Origin of the sequence: Streptosporangium sp. NPDC001681, from assembly GCF_040298085.1 — a bacterium.
Classification (GTDB): domain Bacteria; phylum Actinomycetota; class Actinomycetes; order Streptosporangiales; family Streptosporangiaceae; genus Streptosporangium.
Genome location: NZ_JBEOZN010000083.1, coordinates 1 through 19,049 on the forward strand (window position 1 = coordinate 1; position 19,049 = coordinate 19,049).

Consider the following 19,049-nt stretch of genomic DNA (forward strand, 5'->3'; position numbering starts at 1 on the left):
GCCCTGCTCGGTGAGCATCACCGTGTGTGCCTTGTCGAAGGCGTGGAGGCCCCCTCCCCACTCGACGGCCGGTCAGCGCCTGCGGCGCCAGCCTCCGCCCCCGGTGGTGGTCCGAGGGCCGGCCGAGCCGATCCCGGCCTGATGCAGAGCGAGGAGCAGAAGTCCGAGAAGCAGGAAGGTCGTCCCGCTGATCCCGCCGATCCTGGTATTGATCAGGTCGAGCAGGAGTCCGAGGCCGAACACGACGGCGGCGGCGATGGCGAGCATGGTCACCTCGTCCCAGCGGAGATGTTGAGAAGCTGTTCCAAGGTCGTGCGGTAGTCGCGCAGGGCGGTCCGCAGATCCTCGGTGTCGTTCTTCTCGGTGTTCTTCCAGCGTCCCTGGAGCTCGGTGGTCCGGACCTCCAGAGCGTTCCTGAAAGAGGTCGTGATCTCGTCGAGCAGGGAGTCGGCCCGCTGTACCGCGTCGCGCGGGTCGTCCACGAACCCGGCCTGGACCTCCTGCCAGCGCCGCAGCACATCGTCGGAGTCATGGTCGAAGAGGGTCTCGGCCGTGGCGGGTGCCCGGTCGGCCCGCTCGGTGCCGGTGAGGCTCGCACCCTCGTCGAGCACGTCGCCCTGCCGGTCCGCGGCGCTTCCGGGGAAAGCGGGGAGCATCGGGGAGTCGGTAGCGGGCACGCGGTCACGTACGGCGTCATGCGCGGTGTCGTCCACGGTGTCGTCCAGGGCGTCGTGCGAGCCGGTGCCGGTCGGCGTACCGGGGGTCATGGCCGGGTCCTGGGGGAGCGCGTCGCCGTCGCGGTCGGCCGGCACGTTGCGCCGGTCGCCGGGCAGGGGGGCACGGGTATCGGCGTCAGGGGCGGATGGCTCCTGCTTGTGGACCAGTCGGTCGTTGTCCGGGTTGAATCGATTGTTCACGTCGGGTCACCGTCCTTGGGGATCGCGTCGGTAGGCTCGCTCGTTGCCGTCCGTGGTCTCGGGGGTGGCGGCATCCGGCTGCCTGGGATCATGGTGATGGGGGTCGCGGTCGGCGAGATCGGCCTGCCGGGCACTCCGCCCACCGTTGACCTCGCTGCCGGGAGCCGCGAGCAACTCCTCGAACAGGGCGCGGTAGTGCACCATGGCCTGCCGGAGCTCCTCGGTTGAGGCCTCCTTGTGCGCGGCCCTGCTACTGATCTCGTGGGCCTGCCGGTAGTGGTCGAGAGTGCGGCCGTGCGCGACGGACAGGTCGGAGAGCCGCTGCTCGAAGTCCTCGGTCGGATAGCCCCGTTCGGCCATCACGGAGGTCACCAGATGGTCGGCCTCCGTCACCGCGAAACCGGGAGCGTCCACGAAACGTTCCTGGACCTCCATCCACTTCCTCGTGTAGATCTCGCGCGTCTGCGCGTCCAGGGTGCGGATGTCGAGGGAGCTGAAGCGCTGCTCGCGGGCTCTGAGCTCCTGCTCGGCGTCGCGCCTGCTGTCACGCTCCTGCAGAGTACGTTCGTACTCGGGGCCGAAGCGGTCACGAAGTCGATGCCGGCGTTGCTGCTGCAGTACGAGATAGCCGACTGCGGCGATCACCACCACCGCGACGGCCACCCAGATCACGGTGGACATGTCTGCCTCCGGTTGTGTAGGCGCTTGTCCCCGTGCGCTGCCCTGGGGTCAGGCCTCGAAACCGGCCGCCGACATTTATTGCCTCCCCGCCACTTCATCTGGATTTGATGTTTTAGTAGGTCCTGTCGGGTATTAGATATTCTTTTACCGCGTTTTCGAATGCGGTTCCCGGCTTCGGCGGCCGCCTATGAATTCCCGTGCAGGAATCCCGGGCCCGATCTCCGATTTACCGGCCTGCGGGCCGGTATCCGGTCCCGGACCTTCACCCCTTGGCGCGGGGATCGGTGCGGTCCACAAGTCGGGCCTGCACTCCCGGAGGGCCAACCGGTGTCCGGTCCCCAGACCGGGACTGCACTCCCGGAGCATGAACCGGTGTCCGGTCCCCAGAGCGGGCCTTCATCCCCGGTCTGCGGAGTGCTCGGCTCCCAGGCCGGAGATGAAGGATCAGGCATGCATTAGCCCGTCAGGCCTGCTCCTCGGAGGGGGCGAGAGCTCTGCGGGCCTCGGCCAGCACCCTGGCGGCCAGCCAGTCATCCGTGGAGGCGGGAACCTCGGTGAACCCCCTGCCGGACTCGTACGAGATGTCCAGGCCGGCGGCGACCAGTCGCCCGGCCCAGCGCAGTGCCGTGTTCAGCTTCTCGGCGGGGATCGCCCGCCCCTGCGCCACGGACGACAGGTTCCGCAGGTTCGTCGCGGGCCCCGACTGGCTGTGCGCGCGGTCCAGCTTCCAGGGGATGGCCCGCGAGTGATCGAGCATCGGCTTCGAGAGCCCGGCGGCCCGTTTCGCCTGCAAGATCCCGGACTCGCTCACCCCGAACCGCGCCGCCAGTTCCGCGTTCGACAGCCCCCGCCCGGCCAGCCGCCGCAGCTCCTCCTGGTCGATCAACGCCTTGCGCCCCACGCACCCTCACCTTTCGCGCGATCGCCTGTCCTGACGGACGTCGCCGTGTGCGAAGCCCACCCGATCTGCGCTAAGGTTATGACGTGCACCCGAGAGGTGCGCAGCACAACCGGGACGTAGCGCAGCTTGGTAGCGCACTTGACTGGGGGTCAAGGGGTCGCAGGTTCAAATCCTGTCGTCCCGACCAGGTTTTAGCTGGTCGGCAAGGGTGTCACCCGAAAGGGAGACACCCTTTCTGCATTCTGAGTGACTATCGCTCCCATCACGTGAAGATCCGGTCCATCGCCTCCGCGCCGCCGAGCAGGACCGGGCGGATCTGCTTTCGGTAGACCGCCTCTGTCACGGCCGTCCCGCTGTGGCCGACGAGTCGCGCGATGTCCTCCAGGGGTACGCCGGAGTCGGACAGCAGCGAGACGAAGCTGTGTCGCATCTCCCGTGGCGTCCAGTCCTTCGCGGGCAGCCCGGTGTCTTTCACGATCTTCCGGAACGCCCGCCGTACGTTGTGGGAGTCCAGGGGAGTGCCGACCAGGGAGGCGAGATCGGCTACAGCGCCGAACTCGCCGACGACACCAGCGCGGTATTCACCCCCGAAGAACTCGCCGACAACGGCATCGCCCTAATGATCTAGAAGTCCAGCCGCAGAGCGTGATGTTGCTGGCGAAGGTGCCTGAAGGCCACAGGATTCGTCGGCCGTTACCCACGAGAACAACCTCCTGCGGCAAGCGTCTGGCTGATTATTGCCGGAGTAACCGGCTTGGTGGCGAGGCGCTGTAACTAGGGCGAGATGTCGGAGTGTAAAGATCACGCTGCAGCCCTTCACCGTGTTGGGTACGCGTGGGAGGACGTTTTCAGATGAGGCGATGGGTCGCTGCGTCGGCCGTCATGCTGGTCGTCCCGATGGTGGCTGGATTCGGTACCACTGCGGACGCCCAGGGGGCTCCCGCCGACCCGATCGACGCTCTCAAGCGCCAGCTCGTCGAGAACCGGGGGGTGAAGATGTCGATGGTCCGCACCGCCACGGAGGAGAAGAAGGAGAAGGATTACGTCTGGACTAAGGCCGTCGCCGAGTTCGGCAAGGGCAAGATCGTAGCCGTCGATATGGCACATGACTCCGACCGCGTAAAACGGATCGACCCCGTACGGCAGATCATCTTTGAGGGCCGCCAGTACATCCAAAACGACTACATACCCGACGGCAAAAGCTGGCTCCTCAACGAGAACAACGAGGTCCGGCCGGAATTGGACGCTGGCTGGATCAAGCTCGCCGATCCGGCCATGCTGAAGGCGGTGCTGGCCACCACCAAGGTCAAGCGCCCCGCAGGCGTCTACGACGGCACTCGTACCACGCTCTACCAGGGCACGATGACCGTCGGTCAGCTCTCCAAGGCCTCTCACGGATTCCCCTTCGGACTCGTGGTGATGCTCACCGAAGAGGAAGCGAAGGCCAAGATGTCTTGGCGGCTCTGGCTCGGTGAGGACCAGCTGGTGCGCAGGGCCTGGGGTTCGTGGAGCCAACCGTTTTCCAAGAACGGTGGTGTCCCTGTCTCATTTGTCGTTGATGCTCGTCTGACCGGCTGGGGTGCCGAAACCGACATCGCCGCTCCTTCCGCCGATCATGTGTGGACGCCCTCGGACTGGTCGATGCCTGAGACCTCCGTCCCCCTGAATCCGGCCGCCGGATAACGACCGCCGCTCCAAGCGGCCAAGGCGTCCCGATATCCGGTGCACACGAAGGCGCTCCAGCCAGAAGGCCACGATCCACGACTGGAGTGTTGACCTCGCGACCAACAAGACGCCGATCATGAGGTGGCTCAGAGTTTCTTTACTGGTTCAAGACGGCAGCGCTCCGCGCCGCCGCACGGCGGGACACGCCCCGCCGTCCCGGCACGGCCAGCGGGCCGGGCGTGCGGCCCTGGCGGCCGGTCCCGGCCCGCGCCAGCCGGGACGGCACGGCGTAAGCCCGCCGCCCGCCGCACCGAGCACCCGCCGAACCGAACGCACCCGCTGCTCCTGGTACGCGCTGCTGCCTGCCGTTCCGACCGCCGGCCCAACCGCTTCGCGGCCCCTTCGGGGTGCCTTCGGCATTGCGCCGGCCGTCTCCACTCGGTGTTCACCAGGGACGCCTCCATGGCGAGGAGCAAGGGCTAGGGGAGACTGGGGGAGACGGCAGGTCTCCCATGTCTCCCCCAGGGCGCGGTGATGGACGAGATTCCGGGTTGGGCGTTGAGGTTGGCACCGAGCGACGCGAGCGGCTGTGGTCGCAACGGCAGATGGCACGAGCACTCACCGAGGCGGTCGATGAGAGCATCCGTGCTCACCTGCCGATCCGCGAATCCCTGATCCGCATGATCAAGGACTGGGAGAAGGGCAAGCACCAGCCCAAGGACCCCTACCGGGTGCTGTATTGCCGGGCGTTCGATCTCCCCGAGGCCGAGCTGTTCGACCTGGCGAACAATGCAGCCCGCAGGTCACCGGCCCAGGTGCTCGCCGCGATCATGCCCGAAGGTGATCCACTGTCCCGCCTTCCCGCCGGGACAGGGCGAAGGGTCGGGATGGGTACCGCGCGGGATTTGTCGGCACGGGTTCACGGCCTGCGGCTCGCCGATGACGTCATCGCCGGAAGCGACCTGATCCGGCCCGCCTTCCGCGAGCTTGACGCGGCGGTACGCCTCTACCGATGTGGCACCCACACCGAGGAAGCAGGCCGGGCGCTGCTGGTCAACATCGGCGAACTGGCACAGATCGTCGGATGGATCGCCAGCGACGCGGGCCAGCACGACCAGGCCGCCAAGACCTACCAGTTAGGCATCAGCGCTGCCCGCGAAGCCGGAGACGGCTCCCTGGAGGCCAACCTCATCGGCTCCCTGGCCTATCAGATCGCCAACATCGGCGACGCACAGGAGAGCGTGGCACTCACACGCGCCGCACTGGACGCGGCCGGACGGCACGCCTCACCGCGTATCCGCGCGTTGACCTGGGATCGCCTCGCATGGGCGCATGCTCGCGCCGGAGAGGCCCAGCCCGCCATCAGAGCACTGGGCGAGGCGAGCGCCGCCCTGGCGAGCACGGCAGGAGCCGACGAACCGTCGTACCTGTACTGGGTCAGCCCCGACGAACTTCAGATTATGGAGGCCCGCGCCTACACCGAGCTGCGCCGCCCGCTGCGCGCGGTTCCTCTGCTCACCGAGGTTCTGACGCGCTACGACGCCACCCACGTCCGGGAACTCGCGCTGTACCTGTCGTGGCTCTCCGTCGCACTCGCCGACGCCAACGAGCCCGAGGAAGCGGCGCACACGGCGTCGCGGATGCTGGACATGTCCGCCGACCTCACCAGCGACCGCACCACCCAGCGCGCCCGCGTGGTCCTGGCACGGCTCAAGCCCTACGCCGACGTTCCCGAGGTACGAGAGCTGCTGACCCGCTACCCCATGAGCGCCTGAGCTTTCCGAAGCACAGGGAATCGGTGACCATACCAGTGATCAGACGAAATGATCACTTCTCGATGGTCTCCGCGCCGAGGAAGGGCCTGCCGAGTACGTCCTCCGAAAGGTGGATTTTGGTGATCTTGCTGGCCAGGGCGAACACGTTCGCGAACCCGAAATCCGGGTGCGGACCCATGGAGTCGTCATGGTCAGGATCCAGCCCCACTTCGCGCATGGCGTCAGCCCAACGATTTGGATCGCTGCCCCAGCGCAGCTCAGGGGCAATGAGATCGAAGTAGGTGATCGTTTCGCCGTCGATCTCGTGGATGAACTCCTGCGTGGAGTACCCGTGCCGAGTGATCACCACGATCTCTGTTCCACGGGAGACCCTTGCTCGTACATCCGGACCGGCGGCTCCCCACCCGAACGGTTCGACGATGAGTGTCCAATCGCCGACTTCTACGGCGCCGATGTAACCGGGAAGAGCCCTCGGGGAGGCTTCCTGGCCTGCTGCCGCACGTTCGCATACCTTTTCGTAGGTCACTTCTTCGATCGTGTTCGCGTCGGTCTTGAACCGGGTGAGCGCCTCACGCGGAGAGAGATCTCGTACGAAGGACGCGCAGTAGATATCACCTGCCCACAGTCCGTCGAGCCAGCGGAATTCCGCGCATGGGTCTGTCACCATGACTCCCTAGATCAGATAGGCGTCATGGTGCCAACCGTCACCGGCAAAGATCATGCTGTCTGATGGCGAAGTGGTTCCGACGAGTCCAGGTAAAGGGAATTGCTGAGTGACGAACTGAGTGACAACGACCCCGGACAAGGCTGGACGTCGGTGGATCACCGTGGACCGTATCCGCAGGTGGGGGCGGGTATCAGGCATGGTCCCGCCCCCTCCTGGGTTGCCTGGGGGGCAAGGGGTCGCAGGTTCAAATCCTGTCGTCCCGACCAGATTTTCGCTGGTCGGTAGGGGTTTCGGAGTTTCTCCGGAGCCCCTTTTCGATCTTCGGGAGCCAAACGGGGAGCCACTGGGTCACGCGGACCGGCTCTGCCTCTTCAGGATCTTGTCCATGGCCTGGACACCCTTGGTGAGCGCGGGCCTGATCTCGTGACGGTAGACCGTCTCGGTCACGTGCGTGCTGACGTGGCCCACGAGATCGCTGATGTCCTCCACCGGCACGTCGTGTGCGCTCAGGATGGACACGAAGCTGTGACGGAGTTCGCGAGGCGTCCAGTCCTCGCCGAGTCCCGCCAACGTGGTGATCTTCTGGAACTCCCGGCGCACCTGCCACCGGTCGAGCGGCGTGCCGTCCTCACGGCAGAAGACGAGATCGTGATCCTGCCACTTCTCGCCCGCCTGAAGCCGCTCGGCCGCCTGGCGCCGATGATGCGCCCTGAGCGCTTCGACGGCCTTCTTGGGCTTCAGAACTCGCCTGGATCTCTTGGTCTTCGTGTCGCCCTTGGCTCGCACGGAGCGGTACACGGCGACGGTGCGCGCCTTGAGATCGACCTCCGGCCACGTGAGCGCGCGTGCCTCTTCCGTACGGATACCGGCCAGCAGTGACAGCACCACGTACGCCGAGAGACGGAACTCGGCGGTGGTCCTCAGCGCCTCAAGCAGCTTGACCGCCTGCTCCAGCGTCATCGCCTTTGAGGGGTGACCCTCCTGGCCTTCCGGGACGATGACGAGACTCGCGACGTTGCCTCTGACCCTGTCGCGCGCCTGAGCCTGACGAATGGCTCGCTCCAGGACCTGGTGAACCAGGCGGAGCGAGCGCGTGGACAACTCCTCTGCCTGCTCGTCCAGCCACTTGTCCAGATGGTCCGCCGTCAGCTCCTTGAGCTTGATGGCTCCGATCTGGGGGATCAGGTTCTTGCGTGCCAGAGACCGGTAGTTGTCGATCGTGCTCTTGGCCTTCCCCTTCAGTCCCTTCTCTAGGAAGTCGTTGACGGCGTCCTCGACGGAGTATCTGACCTCCGTTTTGATGCCCGCCTCCAGATCCTCCACGGCTTCGCGGAGCTTATCCCTGACCTGTGCCTTGGTCTTGCCCTTGCGCTTGACGCACTGGCGCTTGCCGGTGGCGTCGAAGCCGAGACTGATGGCGCAGGTGAATCCGTCTCCTTCCAGGTAGAGGGACGCTTCGTACTTCCCGATGATGATTTTCAATCGATTTCCTCCTTTCCGTTGCCGGTCTGATGGTGCGTGCCCTGATCCGCTGTCGAGGCGTACCGCCGGATTCGTGGTGATCAGGGCTGTTGTCTCTGTCAGCCGTTAAACAGGTGGATGCGGCAGAGGGGAAGATCAGGCAGGGGAGGATTCGGATGTCCGTCCTATGCAGTGGCTTCCGCTGTTGGTTACCGTGTGATCATGATTGCGCCGTCCGACGAATCTGAAGCTCTACCTCCCAGCAAGAGCGATGACTTCTGGACGGGCTGGTGGACGTTCATCGGCGGACCAGCACTCGTCATCTTCGGAGCGGACGATCTGATCTACGCGAAGGGCTGGTGGGATTACCTATCCGGCATCGGCTCCATCCTCTTTGGCGCAATCATGTGGAAGCAACACGCAAAGATCATCTATCTGCACATTAAGAAGTCCCGCCGCAACAAGGGGTGATCGCGGTCTACATCTATCCGTGAGCGGGTTGGGGACCAGGTGGGGGCCACACGTCGTGCACGAAGCCGAACGACCCACACGTCACCAGACGTCGCCCATAGCTACCTGAAGGCCGTTGAGCTGCAAAAACGTCTACCCCAACGTCCTGGGGGTCAAGGGGTCGCAGGTTCAAATCCTGTCGTCCCGACTGCGTTTTCGCAGCTCGGAGCCGTGATCACAAGAATTGTGATCACGGCTTTGTGCTTGTTCGTTGCCCGGACGCGGCGTCAGTTACTGACACCCTGGTGCCTGTCGTTGTCGCAGGCTGCCGCCTATTCCGGGACGTTGGGGCGGGTGTGGCTGCGGTTTGTTCAAATGGATGCGGGTCGCAGTCGTCGGGGCATGATTGTGATCTACATCGTAAAGGCGTCGGGTTTGTGCTCCAGTTGCCGGATCACGCGGGCTGGCACCACCAGGACCGGGTCGCCAGGCTCATACTCGGCGAGGCACCCATCGCCGACGCCAAGTTGTACACCTTCCCCTCGCTCACCCCGCAGGGGCCCGGCTTCTGGAACTTCGGCTTCTTCGATGTGCGCAACAGCCGTGTTCTTGCTATCAATCCAGCTCAGCGTGCTGAATGTGCCGAGCCCAGCAGTGACGCCCGCGAACCTGCTGTTCAACGTCGCGGCCGGCCCTGGCGCGCTGCTGCGCTACCGCAAGCGTGGCCACCTCGGCGGCCCACTGACCCGCCTGCTGGTGCTCGGCACCTTGCCCGGCGTCGTCATCGGCGCGCTCGTGCGGGTCTTCATCCTTCCGCCCCCAGGGTGTTCCGCCTCCTGGTCGCGTGCTTACTCTCCCCGCTGGACCTGTGGCTGTGCGTGTGCACTCTGCGCCCACCCCCCGCCACAGCGCGCCGGATGGGCCCTCTGCGCGTGCCATCAGCGCGCTCGCAGTGGCCGTGGGGATGGTAGGCGGGATATACGGCATCGGTGGCGGGTCGCTGCGGGCCGATTCTGGCCAGGCGCGGCCTTCCGGTCGCCAAGGTCGCCCGCCGCGCCGGCCTCGACGTTCCTTACCTCGATCACCGGAGCCCTCACCTATGCCGTCCTGGCGCTGACCACCCACGGCGACATTGCACCCTTAAATGAAGCGGCGTTCTTGATCGTGCCCTCGGTTGGCCGACCCGCTGGTCTGTGGCAATCAGCCGGTGTGATATAGGAGTATTTTGGTGGTTATGTGCACACGGCTGATGTCGCTGCTGCTCCGCCCGGTGCGCCCACCCCTCCTGCTGGGGATCGTCACCGCGGTCATATGCATCGTGGCAGAGACCCTGCTGGACTATCCGATCGCGGCCGTCACGCCCGGGAACACTCTCGGCGTAATCTACCTGCTCGGCGTCGTGGCGATCTCGATGGTGTGGGGTCTGGGGCTGGGCGTGGCGACCGCGGTGGTCAGCGGCGTCGCCTTCGACTATTTCCACGTCCGGCCCGTCAGGACCTTCACCCTCATCAGTAACTGGTCGTGGATACCGCTCTTCGTCTTCCTCGGCGTCGCGCTACTGGTCAGTTTGGCCACGGCGCTGGTGCGGTCGGCGGCCATCGAGGCCGCTGAGCGCCACCGTGAGGCCGATCTCGACGCCTGGCTGGCCCGCCTTCTGCTGCGTACGGAACATCTGCGCTCGGCGCTGCCGACGGTCTCCCGCAGCCTGGCCCAGATGCTGGGGCTGCCGTTCCTGGCGATCGAGCTCGAACCGGTCGCCGGCGACGAACGCCACAGGGCGTTGCCGCTGCGCGACGGTGCCACGTCACTCGGTACGCTCGTCGTCCCCGCGGACCTGCCGGAGGCGACCACGCGACGGCTGCACGACCGGGTGGTGCCCTCGCTTGAGGCCTTGCTGCGCGCGGCACACGATCGTGAGGCCATCAGCCGTGCCCTTGAGGAGAGCCGCGACGAACTCCGCCGGGTGGCGCAGGGACAGGCCGCGCTGCGGCGTGTCGCGACGCTGGTCGCACGCGGGGTCCCACCATCGGAGATATTCGGCGCGGTCGCTCGCGAGATGGGCCTCATCCTCGAGACGAATTGCACGGCGATAGGACGCTACGAGCCCGATGGTGCGATCGTCGTGGCAGGCTCGTGGAGCGATCGTGGCCCTGAGGACACACTGCCCCTGGGCTCGCGCTGGCCGCAGGACGAGAACAGCATCGCGACGCTGGTGCTGAAGACCGGGCGGTCAATGCGGATCAGGAGCTATGACCACAGATCTGGAGAGATCGCCGCGTGGGCACGAACGCGGGGAATCACGTCCACGATCGGCAGCCCCATCAACGTGGGGGAACGCCTGTGGGGCGTGATGATCGCTTCCTTCAGAACTTCCGAGTTCCGACTCGAAACCGTGGAGGAGCGCATGCTGGACCTTACCGAACTCGTCGTGACCGCCATCTCCAACGCCCAGGCTCGCGACGAGCTCGCCGCCTCCCGCACCCGCATCGTCGCCGCCTCCGACGAGACCCGGCATCGCATCGAACGCGATCTGCACGACGGAGCCCAGCAACGCCTTGTCTCGCTCGGGCTGCAACTGCGGGCCATGGAGGCCGCCGTGCCGTACGAGCTGACGGAACTGCGAGCAGAGGCGTCCCGCATCGTCCGCGGCCTGACAGGCGTCGTGGAAGACCTGCAGGAGCTCTCGCGGGGCATCCATCCGGCGATCCTCTCCAAGGGCGGCCTTGGGCCCGCTCTGAAGATGCTCGCCCGGCGCTCCGCCGTCCCGGTCGAGCTCGGCGTACGCGCCGACCGGCGCCTGCCGGAGAGCATCGAGGTGGCCGCCTATTACATCGTGTCCGAGGCCCTGACCAACGTGGCCAAGCACGCCCACGCCTCCGTGGCGTACGTCGACCTAACGGTGGAGGAGGAGAGCGTCCGGATCTCGGTCCGCGATGACGGGGGCGGAGGTGCCGATCCCCGCCGCGGCTCGGGGCTCATCGGTCTCCGGGACCGCGTCGAGGCGCTCGGCGGGACGATGGACGTCATGAGCCCCGTGGGAGAAGGCACGTCACTGCTGGCCACGATCCCGATCCGGATGCGGGAACCAGGAGATCAGGCAACGGCCGGGGCCCGCATCAGCTCCGAGCAGTAGCGGGCGACGGTGGTCGGGAGGCCGATCATCACGACGCCGACGAGCGCGCCGTCGTGGTGGTGGTAGCCGCCCGGCTCACCCACCGCCTGGCCGCCGCGGCGAACCGGATGACGCTGATCAGGCTGATCCGATCCCTGCCCGACCCTGATCCGAACGATGGACCCCAGGTGCTGGGCGTGGACGACTTCGCCCTGCACTGCGGCCACACCTACGGCACGATCCTGATCGACATCACCACCAGTCGGCCAGTCGACGTGCTGCCCGAGCGGTCAGCGGAGGCGCTCGCCGCCTGGCTGCGCGACCGCCCGGACGGTGAGCGTTGCTCGGAGCTGGAGCGGCTGCATACCCCGCCGAGGAAGGTCTCGGGCCGGGTGATGGTCGAGGAGCTGCGCCGGGTGAGCGAGATCGCCCGGCTCGGCGCAAACATCGCCGTCGCCGAGCCCAGCCTGATCGGCCGCATCATCGCCGCCTGGCCCTCACTGGCCTTGATCGGCAGCTACGAACTCCTGATGTCCCAGATCCGCCACTGCGCGGGAGGACAGGCAGAGGCTCAAGATCGACCGGACGCTACAGCGAGAGGCTTGGCGATGGGCGCAGCAGAACCGGGCGGCAGACGGAGATCTGCCTACCGCGCCACCGTCGCCCGGGCCTTCGCCCGCAGCGCACCGATGGGGCCGTCTCGTCAAAAAGGCCCGGCTCGCCGGCGAGATGAGGTGAAGCTGAGTGCCGGCGTGAACCCCTCTTCGGCAGGGTCAGGTGAGACATCGGGAGCCAACTGGAGTCAAGTGCGCTTGGGATGTTTACGCGGGGCAGGCTCCTCGCTCGACTCCGTCGGATCTACCTGGACTCTTGGCTCGTGGCCAGTCGTCAAACATCGATGGCACTGGTTATCCGCGTTTAGAGACCTAATGGGTGTGTGGACAGCCAGGCGCGGTGTCGGTCCTTGAGCGCATCACGTTCGGCCGGCGTGGGCAGGATTACGTCGGCGCCGCCGTCGTAGGGGTGGTACAGCCATCGGAGATCCGCAGGGCCGAGGAGCACGTTGCCGATCTCGTCGTCTGCGACCGCTCGAAGCACGGCGTCAATGATGCCGGGCCTCCACGGTCGTGTCTCGGCATAGAGCTGCGTATAGGTACGGAATTCGGGATCCTCGTCGGGCTCTTGGACGAGGGTCTGCCAGTGCTGTGCTGTCGGCGCGACCTCTGATCGTCTCGGCCACTGCTGAGGGGTGAGTGCTGGAGTGTTCGTCCATTCGGCCGTGATGACCAGGAGGTCTGGGCCTGGATCGAGTTCGGACAGCACGGTGTGGTGGCGGTTGAGCACGATGGCGTATTCCGCCTCACCGTCTGGGTAGCGCTTCGACTCTGGCAGGCTGTGAAACCTGATCCAGCGGTCCGGATAGTGACCGCGAAGCCAGTGGGCGACCGGTGGGCACTCGGGCCACTGCCGCTCCCAGAGTCGGCTCAGTGCTTGCGGGTCGAGGGCACCATCGAGGATCACCATGCCGTTCTATCCGGTGGCCTGGTGGGCGGCCAAACGATTTGATCGCCCGGACAGTCGTCAGGTGACCACAACGGGTGCTCCGGCGAGGCGCGGGAATTATTTTGCTCGACCCCGTGACGCGCTGCTGGATCGCCTGGTGGCGAGAAGAACCGATCGTCGTGGGAGGCGGCCCGTGAGGCGTAGAAGCCCACAGGAGAAGAAGCGGCTGAGCTACGCCAAGGACCGCCGGAACAACTATGGCGAGAACGACAAGAGTTCCCGGAAGAACATTCGGCGCAATAAGCAGGCGCCGCATCGTGCCAACCGTCACCACGACCATCAGATTCTCGAAGCGGCCATTGGCGTGGTGGACGCACAGATGGGTGAGGATGTAGAGGAACGCCTGCTGGTAAAGCGCCGGAAGGCGTGGAAGAAGTTTCCCGATGCGCCGCTCGGGGGGATTGTCCAAGGGACGCTCCGGATTCGGATCAGACAGGGCATCGATGCTCCGGAACGAGGTGAAGCCCGGATCCGCCGGGTTCGTCAGCGACAGCGGCAGCCGATCTGGTAAGTGTCGTACGCGTCAGCGGAAAATCTGCAAACCAGCTGACAGGGATTTCGTGTGGCCGGTGAGGTCTGTCGGAGCTCGGCTGAGCGCAGGTCGTTCGGCTTCGCATCGAAGGTTTTGATGTCGCCTGGTACGGGTGCGTCCGGGTGTTGCATGGCTGGAAGGTCTTGGGAGATGGACGACGAGCCGCAGTCGGTGTGGGCGTTCGTGGGCGAGGGCGGACGTTGGCCTTCTGCGATCTTCAGTTCCCGGGACCGGGCGGAGGAGTGGATCAGCGCCCGCAGACTGACAGGGATGCTCACCGAGTACCCACTCGACGTTCCGATCTACGAGTGGGCTGTTGACAACGGGTACTTCCGACCGAGCAACCCGGAACACTCAACTGTTGACTTCATCGGCCGGTTCACCACCGCACACCAGGCGCACGAGCACTACGAGAACGGTGCTGCCGACTGAGAGTCGGTTGACCTCGGCCATGCGTGAGCACGGCTGCGCGGGGACCACATTAGGGCCACACGTCGTGCACGAAGCCGAACAACCCGCACGTCACCAGACGTCGTCCATGGGCTACTTGAACGCCGTTGAGCTGTGAGCACGCCCAGCCCAGCATCTCCGGGGTCAAGGGAGCCGATTTAGGGAGCCAACGCCTTCAAACCGGCTCCGATCGCCTCCGACCTTCTCAGAAGTTTTCCCAGGCAGCGGGCTCCCCGTCCGACGCCCTCAGATCTACCCAGACCCCCAACTTGTGACTGGGGGTCAAGGGGTCGCAGACATCCGATCTGCGCAGAGCGTCAAGCCCTAATGTCTTCAAGATCGCTTTTTGAGATGATGGAGGGATGTTTCGCCCGCGAATCCGCGTCGCCGCCTACGTCATCCGTTACCGATCCGCGCCGGAGTTGCTTGTCTTCGATCACGTCGGCATGCCCGAAGCGGGTACTCAAGTGCCGGCGGGAGGGGTCCGGCCGGATGAAAGCCTGCAACAGGCTGTCCTGCGAGAAGTCACAGAGGAGACCGGCCTGACGGGACTCTCCGTCATCGGGCCCATTGCGGTGGACAACAGGCCGCGTGCCGATACCGGGCAGCCGCGGCAGACAACGTTCTTCCAGCTCACGGCCCACCCAGACAGCGCTGATGCCTGGCAGCACCATGTTCGCGGTGATGGCGAGGACGCGGGGCTTGAATTCGCGTGCCGCTTTGTTCCGATACCGCTGGTAGAGCGGTTGGCCGACGCTCAGGACGCGTGGCTGAGCCGCATCGATTGACGATGCGGGAAGGCGGCGGACTCGTCGTAGGTCTTGTGGTTCTGCAGGCAGTGGAACAGGCAGCCGAGCATCCGGTTGAAGGTGTTGCGCAGCGCGCTGGAGTGCCGGTCGCCTTCGGCGCGCCGGTAGTCGTAGTGGCCTCTGGGGCCTGGTGCCCGTAGGGAGGCGAAGGACCACACGTAGCCGACGGCGGCCAGGCGTTGGTTCTTCACTTTGCGGTGGTGGACGACCAGGCTCTTGCCCGAAGCGCGGGTGATGGGCGCCGATCCGGCGTAGGCCTTGAGCGCGCGGGTGTTGGCGAAGCGGGTGCGGTCATCTCCGAGCTCGGCGAGCACCCAGGCGCCGGTCAGGTCGGCCAGGCCGGGGAAGCCGGTGATGATGGCCGCGTCCGGATGCCGGCCGAAGGCCTCGCCGGTAGCTTCGGCGAGCTGGTCGGCGGCGCGGCAGGCCGCGTCCAGCTGCAGCAGCAGCGCCTGGGCCTGGCGGCCGAGCGCTTCTTCGACGAGCGGGAGCTGACGCAGCTGCTCTCCGCGGAACAGCGCCTGCAGTCGGTCGATCCAGGTCTCGATGTTGCGCTGGCGTCCTGAGCCGCGTAGCAGGGCGTGCAGCCGGCGGAAGGTGAGTTTGGCGGCCGCGCCCGGGGTGGGCGCCGCCTGCAGGACGGCGCGGGCCTCACGGGAGGTCAGGCCGATGTTCTTGACGTGGAAGGCCTTCAGCGCCGCGGGGAAGTACTCCCGCAGCAGGGAGCGCAGCTGGTTGGCCAGCTGCTGGCGGTTCCAGACCGCGTCCTGCTGGGCGCGGGCCAGTACGGCGATCGCCTGGACCAACTCGGAATCCTCCGGCAACGGCCGGTGGTGAGCGGCGTCGACACGCAGGATGTTGGCCAACGTCATGGCATCGAGGTGGTCGGACTTGGCTCGGGCGACGCTGTGGCGTTCGCGGTAGCGGGCCACGGCCAGCGGATTGATCGCATACACCGTTCGGCCGGTGGCGCGCAGGCAGGAGACCAGCAGGCCGCGACTGGTCTCGAGCGCCACCGGGAGCGGGTCGCCGGGGTGGTCGCCGTGCTCGGCCAGCAACTCGACCAGGGCCCGCCAGCCCTCAGCGTCGTCGCTGATGCGCCGCTTGGCCACCAGTGTGCCGTCTTCGTCGACCAAGGCGACGTCGTGGTGTTTCTCGCTCCAGTCGATTCCGCATGTCACCGTCACCAGCGCCTCCTTCAATGGTCGTTAGCCCAGGTGAGCCGCGCAGGGGCACGCCACGCCCTAATGAGAGAGCTCGGCGGCTCGACATCCGATCAGCGGTTCGTGGCCCCAGCCGGCCGCAGGCCCGCGCTCTGCGCAAGGGCTCGGCGGCCCCGGTGAATACGAGCGGTGTCTCCTGCGGCTGGCTCACGCCACGATCGTGCCGAATCGCACGGACTGGCTGTGGACGTCGTCTGAACCGTGACCCCCTATCGACAGGTGAAAGCTGACCCCTGTCGTGTACTTGATTGTTACTGGTCGTTTCCAGGATTGGCCGCCGGCACGCGGCCGAGGTCGCGATTCTTCAGCCGGTAGCTGTCTCCCTTCAAGCTGATCACCTCGGCGTGGTGGACCAGCCGGTCGATCATCGCCGCGGCGACGACATCGTCGCCGAACACCTCTCCCCAACGGCCGAAGGGCTTGTTGCTGGTCACGATCAAACTGGCCCGCTCATAGCGGCTGGAGACCAGCTGGAAGAACAGGTTGGCCGCCTCGGGCTCGAAGGGGATGTAGCCGACCTCGTCCACGATCAGCACCGGCACACGCGACAACTTGATGAGCTCGGCCTGCAGCGTGCCTGCGGCATGAGCCTCAGCCAGCCGGGCGACCCACTGCGCGGCGGTGGCGAACGCGACCCGGTGCCCGGCCTGACAGGCCCTGATCCCCAGGCCGATCGACAGATGGGTCTTGCCGGTCCCGGGCGGGCCGAGGAAGACCACGTTGTCCTTGGCCGTAACGAAGTCCAAAGTGCCCAGATGCGCGATGACCTCGCGTTTGAGGGAGCGCTGGTGGTCGTAGTCGAAGTCCTCCAACGCTTTGCGGGCCGGGAAGCGGGCGAAGCGGATACGGGCCTCACCGCCGTGGGATTCGCGGGCGGCGACCTCGCGTTGCAGGCAGGCGGCCAGGAACTCCTCATGACTCCACCCCTCGGCTCGGGCCCGCTCGGCCAGCCGCTCGACGCAGGCCGCCAGGGACGGGGCCTTGAGCACCCGGGTCAGATAGGCCAGCTCGGCCACCAGGTTGCGGCCACTGTTCGCGGCGGTGGTGGCGGTGGTGGTGGTGGTCATCACGCCACCCCCTCGATGCCCAACGCGGCGTCGTAGTCACTCAACCGACGCTGCTCGACCTCGACCCCGGCCCCGGCCCCGGCCTCGCCCGGCTGGGTGGCCGCGTGCAGGCAGGCGCGGCGCATCGCGGCGGCGGCCTGCAGATGGGCCGGGTCAGTAATGGTCTGATGCGGCGCCCAGCACCGCTGATGGCGGGCCACCACCTGGCCGCCGCAGCTCACGATGACCTCCTCCAGGCCGGCGACCACCTCCACCAGGCGGCCGATCACCGAGGGGTGCACCGAGTAGTCACACGAGGCGATACGGACATAGTGATCCCGGGCCAGCCGGGTCCAGGTGCGCCGGCCGACGGCCGGCGCCAGGGGCGGCAGCGCCACCATCGCGGCCAGATCGGCCTGCAGCCGATCTGCCGGGCGGCAGGCGATGCGCCGGTGATGGCGGCTGTTGGCCCGGCTCAGCCAGCCGGCCAGCTGGGTGTTGAAGTCACGCGGGCCGGTGAACGCGCGGCCGGGCAGAAACGAGGTCTCCAGATAGCCGTTGGCTCGCTCGACCAGCCCTTTGGCCTCGGGGTCACCGGGCCTGCACTGCAGGATGCGCACTCCCAGCATCCCGCGAAAGGCGGTGGCCTCGGCGGTGAGCTGTGGTTTGCCGCCCCTCCACTGGCCGATCGCCGACTCGTTGTCCCACACCAGCGTTTTGGGCACCGCTCCCAGTTGCGACAGCAGTGCCCAGTGTCCGGCGAACAGATCCCCGGCTGTTCGGGAGGGCAGCATCCGGGCCATCAGCCAGCGGGAGTAGCCGCTGACGATGACCAGTACCGGTGGGCTGGCCAGATGCCCGGCTCCCACCTCCACCTTCACCGGAGGGAACCACAGATCACATTGGGCCAGTTCACCGGCCCCATAGGTGGTCCGCGAGGCCGGATCGACCGGTTTGAACTGCGGCCGCAGGATACGGACCCGGTCTTTGAGCACCGTGAGCGAGCGCGTCCAGCCGATCCGCTCGGCGATCACTGTTGCGGGCATGTCCGGGAACTGCGCCAGCAACTCCCGGATCTGTGGTTCGACCGCGTCCACGATCGATCCCTTGCTCGGCCGCTCATACTTCGGCGGTGTCTGGGCTGCCAGTGCCCGTTTGACGGTGTTCTTCGAGATGCCCAGATGCCTGGCGATCGCCTTGATCGGCATTGCCTCGGCTCGATGCAACCGGCGGATCTCCGCCCAGTCTTCCACCTTGATCACCCTCCAGAGTGACTGAAGGGGGTCAGCATTCGCCCGTCGTCAGGGGGTCACGGTTCGCGCGTCGTCAACACTGGCGGGTGACGGTCGACAGGGACCGAGGCGCACGGTCTTAGCAGAGGACTCGCGGTCCGGTATCAGCACAGGCGTTCACTCGGCCCCCGTCGACGACCACCCGCCGGTCGCTCATCCTCACCGCGTGCGGCCTGCGATGAGAAGTCCAAGCTCCAGTTCAAGTCGAGACGTCAGCGGGATGAGTTCCCGAGTCGACGAACTCGGGGTCGTACGGAGTCATTAGGTTCAAATCCTGTCGTCCCGACGGTTGAAGGGGGCTGTAAGCCCAGGTCAGGGCCTTATCTCACTTCGGTGAGATGGGGCCCTTGATTGTTTTCAGGGGTCGTCATCTCACAATTTCTCACATACCGAGTTTGATCTTGCTCAGCCCAGTAGCTCGCCGAGTTTGTCGGAGCCCGCTCTCAGGCTCTCGGGATCCGGGTGGACGTAGACCCGCTTCGTGAACGACAAGTCGCTATGACCC

General features: G+C 66.2%; 20 protein-coding genes and 1 tRNA gene. 10 read left to right on the top strand and 11 right to left on the bottom strand.

The features are described from left to right. Window positions 1-72: 72 nt before the first annotated feature. The 4 genes from ABT130_RS30995 to ABT130_RS31010 form a co-directional block, all read right to left on the bottom strand. The gene (locus ABT130_RS30995) at window positions 73-267 is read right to left on the bottom strand and encodes a hypothetical protein (protein ID WP_350930140.1); all 195 of its coding nucleotides are present in this window, start codon (window positions 265-267) and stop codon (window positions 73-75) included. Between the two features lie 2 nt (window positions 268-269). Then, complete coding sequence (locus ABT130_RS31000) at window positions 270-917, bottom strand: hypothetical protein (protein ID WP_350961303.1); 648 nt, start codon at window positions 915-917, stop codon at window positions 270-272. Between the two features lie 6 nt (window positions 918-923). Next, on the bottom strand, window positions 924-1,598 hold the full coding sequence (locus tag ABT130_RS31005; protein WP_350930129.1) for a hypothetical protein: 675 nt from the start codon (window positions 1,596-1,598) through the stop codon (window positions 924-926). Window positions 1,599-2,061: 463 nt separating this feature from the next. After that, entirely contained in the window at window positions 2,062-2,499 is a 438-nt protein-coding gene (locus ABT130_RS31010) for a hypothetical protein (protein ID WP_350930128.1), read from the bottom strand. Window positions 2,500-2,609: 110 nt separating this feature from the next. On the opposite strand from ABT130_RS31010, the gene ABT130_RS31015 reads away from it, so the two are divergent. Next, window positions 2,610-2,686 (top strand) — tRNA-Pro (locus ABT130_RS31015). Window positions 2,687-2,761: 75 nt separating this feature from the next. On the opposite strand, the gene ABT130_RS31020 is transcribed toward ABT130_RS31015, so the two are convergent. Further along, window positions 2,762-2,974: a tyrosine-type recombinase/integrase gene (locus ABT130_RS31020; protein WP_350961306.1), complete on the bottom strand. Its 213-nt coding sequence runs from the start codon at window positions 2,972-2,974 to the stop codon at window positions 2,762-2,764. A 27-nt stretch (window positions 2,975-3,001) separates the two neighbouring features. Between ABT130_RS31020 and ABT130_RS31025 the strand changes: the two genes are divergently transcribed. The 3 genes from ABT130_RS31025 (at window position 3,002) to ABT130_RS31035 (ending at window position 5,939) form a co-directional block, all read left to right on the top strand. After that, complete coding sequence (locus ABT130_RS31025; RefSeq protein ID WP_350961308.1) at window positions 3,002-3,127, top strand: hypothetical protein; 126 nt, start codon at window positions 3,002-3,004, stop codon at window positions 3,125-3,127. Window positions 3,128-3,351: 224 nt separating this feature from the next. Then, a complete protein-coding gene (locus tag ABT130_RS31030) occupies window positions 3,352-4,182 on the top strand; it encodes a hypothetical protein (protein ID WP_350961310.1) in 831 nt (276 codons plus the stop codon). Between the two features lie 533 nt (window positions 4,183-4,715). After that, complete coding sequence (locus ABT130_RS31035; protein WP_350961313.1) at window positions 4,716-5,939, top strand: NsdA family TPR-like regulatory protein; 1,224 nt, start codon at window positions 4,716-4,718, stop codon at window positions 5,937-5,939. 52 nt (window positions 5,940-5,991) lie between these two features. On the opposite strand, the gene ABT130_RS31040 is transcribed toward ABT130_RS31035, so the two are convergent. Continuing rightward, the gene (locus ABT130_RS31040; RefSeq protein WP_350961316.1) at window positions 5,992-6,606 is read right to left on the bottom strand and encodes a DUF6461 domain-containing protein; all 615 of its coding nucleotides are present in this window, start codon (window positions 6,604-6,606) and stop codon (window positions 5,992-5,994) included. A gap of 348 nt (window positions 6,607-6,954) precedes the next feature. Continuing rightward, a complete protein-coding gene (locus tag ABT130_RS31045) occupies window positions 6,955-8,088 on the bottom strand; it encodes a site-specific integrase (protein WP_350961319.1) in 1,134 nt (377 codons plus the stop codon). Window positions 8,089-8,289: 201 nt separating this feature from the next. On the opposite strand from ABT130_RS31045, the gene ABT130_RS31050 reads away from it, so the two are divergent. From ABT130_RS31050 to ABT130_RS31060, 3 genes are all read left to right on the top strand, one after another. After that, window positions 8,290-8,538 (top strand): hypothetical protein, encoded by a 249-nt coding sequence (locus ABT130_RS31050; RefSeq protein ID WP_350961321.1) that lies wholly within the window; start codon window positions 8,290-8,292, stop codon window positions 8,536-8,538. Between the two features lie 1,213 nt (window positions 8,539-9,751). Beyond that, a complete protein-coding gene (locus ABT130_RS31055; RefSeq protein ID WP_350961323.1) occupies window positions 9,752-11,650 on the top strand; it encodes a sensor histidine kinase in 1,899 nt (632 codons plus the stop codon). Between the two features lie 53 nt (window positions 11,651-11,703). Continuing rightward, window positions 11,704-12,597: a transposase gene (locus ABT130_RS31060; RefSeq protein ID WP_502992229.1), complete on the top strand. Its 894-nt coding sequence runs from the start codon at window positions 11,704-11,706 to the stop codon at window positions 12,595-12,597. Here ABT130_RS31060 and ABT130_RS31065 read toward each other — a convergent pair. Next, entirely contained in the window at window positions 12,548-13,153 is a 606-nt protein-coding gene (locus ABT130_RS31065; RefSeq protein ID WP_350961326.1) for a DUF3885 domain-containing protein, read from the bottom strand. The genes ABT130_RS31060 and ABT130_RS31065 overlap by 50 nt on opposite strands. Between ABT130_RS31065 and ABT130_RS31070 the strand changes: the two genes are divergently transcribed. The 3 genes from ABT130_RS31070 to ABT130_RS31080 all read left to right on the top strand — a co-directional run bounded on the left by ABT130_RS31070 (window position 13,152) and on the right by ABT130_RS31080 (window position 14,962). After that, a complete protein-coding gene (locus tag ABT130_RS31070) occupies window positions 13,152-13,703 on the top strand; it encodes a hypothetical protein (protein ID WP_350961327.1) in 552 nt (183 codons plus the stop codon). The genes ABT130_RS31065 and ABT130_RS31070 overlap by 2 nt on opposite strands. A 171-nt stretch (window positions 13,704-13,874) precedes the next feature. Beyond that, a complete protein-coding gene (locus ABT130_RS31075) occupies window positions 13,875-14,156 on the top strand; it encodes a DUF7710 domain-containing protein (protein WP_350961329.1) in 282 nt (93 codons plus the stop codon). 380 nt (window positions 14,157-14,536) lie between these two features. Beyond that, window positions 14,537-14,962, top strand: a complete 426-nt coding sequence (locus tag ABT130_RS31080) for an NUDIX hydrolase (RefSeq protein ID WP_350961332.1) — start codon at window positions 14,537-14,539, stop codon at window positions 14,960-14,962. Here the strand turns inward: ABT130_RS31080 and ABT130_RS31085 are convergent. The 3 genes from ABT130_RS31085 to istA form a co-directional block, all read right to left on the bottom strand. Then, entirely contained in the window at window positions 14,932-16,185 is a 1,254-nt protein-coding gene (locus ABT130_RS31085) for an IS110 family RNA-guided transposase (protein WP_350961334.1), read from the bottom strand. The genes ABT130_RS31080 and ABT130_RS31085 overlap by 31 nt on opposite strands. A gap of 272 nt (window positions 16,186-16,457) precedes the next feature. Beyond that, window positions 16,458-17,273 (bottom strand): IS21-like element helper ATPase IstB, encoded by an 816-nt coding sequence (gene istB, locus ABT130_RS31090; RefSeq protein WP_350961337.1) that lies wholly within the window; start codon window positions 17,271-17,273, stop codon window positions 16,458-16,460. Further along, window positions 17,273-18,514: an IS21 family transposase gene (gene istA / locus ABT130_RS31095; RefSeq protein ID WP_350961339.1), complete on the bottom strand. Its 1,242-nt coding sequence runs from the start codon at window positions 18,512-18,514 to the stop codon at window positions 17,273-17,275. The genes istB and istA overlap by 1 nt, the downstream gene beginning before the upstream one ends. Window positions 18,515-19,049 lie beyond the last annotated feature (535 nt).

Coding starts and splice junctions, on each gene's coding strand:
- ABT130_RS30995 (WP_350930140.1), bottom strand. CDS start 267: ATGCTCGCCATCGCCGCCGCCGTCGTGTTCGGCCTCGGACTCCTGCTC.
- ABT130_RS31005 (WP_350930129.1), bottom strand. CDS start 1,598: ATGTCCACCGTGATCTGGGTGGCCGTCGCGGTGGTGGTGATCGCCGCA.
- ABT130_RS31030 (WP_350961310.1), top strand. CDS start 3,352: ATGAGGCGATGGGTCGCTGCGTCGGCCGTCATGCTGGTCGTCCCGATG.
- ABT130_RS31040 (WP_350961316.1), bottom strand. CDS start 6,606: ATGGTGACAGACCCATGCGCGGAATTCCGCTGGCTCGACGGACTGTGG.
- ABT130_RS31050 (WP_350961321.1), top strand. CDS start 8,290: ATGATTGCGCCGTCCGACGAATCTGAAGCTCTACCTCCCAGCAAGAGC.
- ABT130_RS31055 (WP_350961323.1), top strand. CDS start 9,752: ATGTGCACACGGCTGATGTCGCTGCTGCTCCGCCCGGTGCGCCCACCC.
- ABT130_RS31070 (WP_350961327.1), top strand. CDS start 13,152: ATGCCGTTCTATCCGGTGGCCTGGTGGGCGGCCAAACGATTTGATCGC.
- ABT130_RS31065 (WP_350961326.1), bottom strand. CDS start 13,153: ATGGTGATCCTCGATGGTGCCCTCGACCCGCAAGCACTGAGCCGACTC.
- ABT130_RS31075 (WP_350961329.1), top strand. CDS start 13,875: ATGGACGACGAGCCGCAGTCGGTGTGGGCGTTCGTGGGCGAGGGCGGA.
- ABT130_RS31080 (WP_350961332.1), top strand. CDS start 14,537: ATGTTTCGCCCGCGAATCCGCGTCGCCGCCTACGTCATCCGTTACCGA.
- istB (WP_350961337.1), bottom strand. CDS start 17,273: ATGACCACCACCACCACCGCCACCACCGCCGCGAACAGTGGCCGCAAC.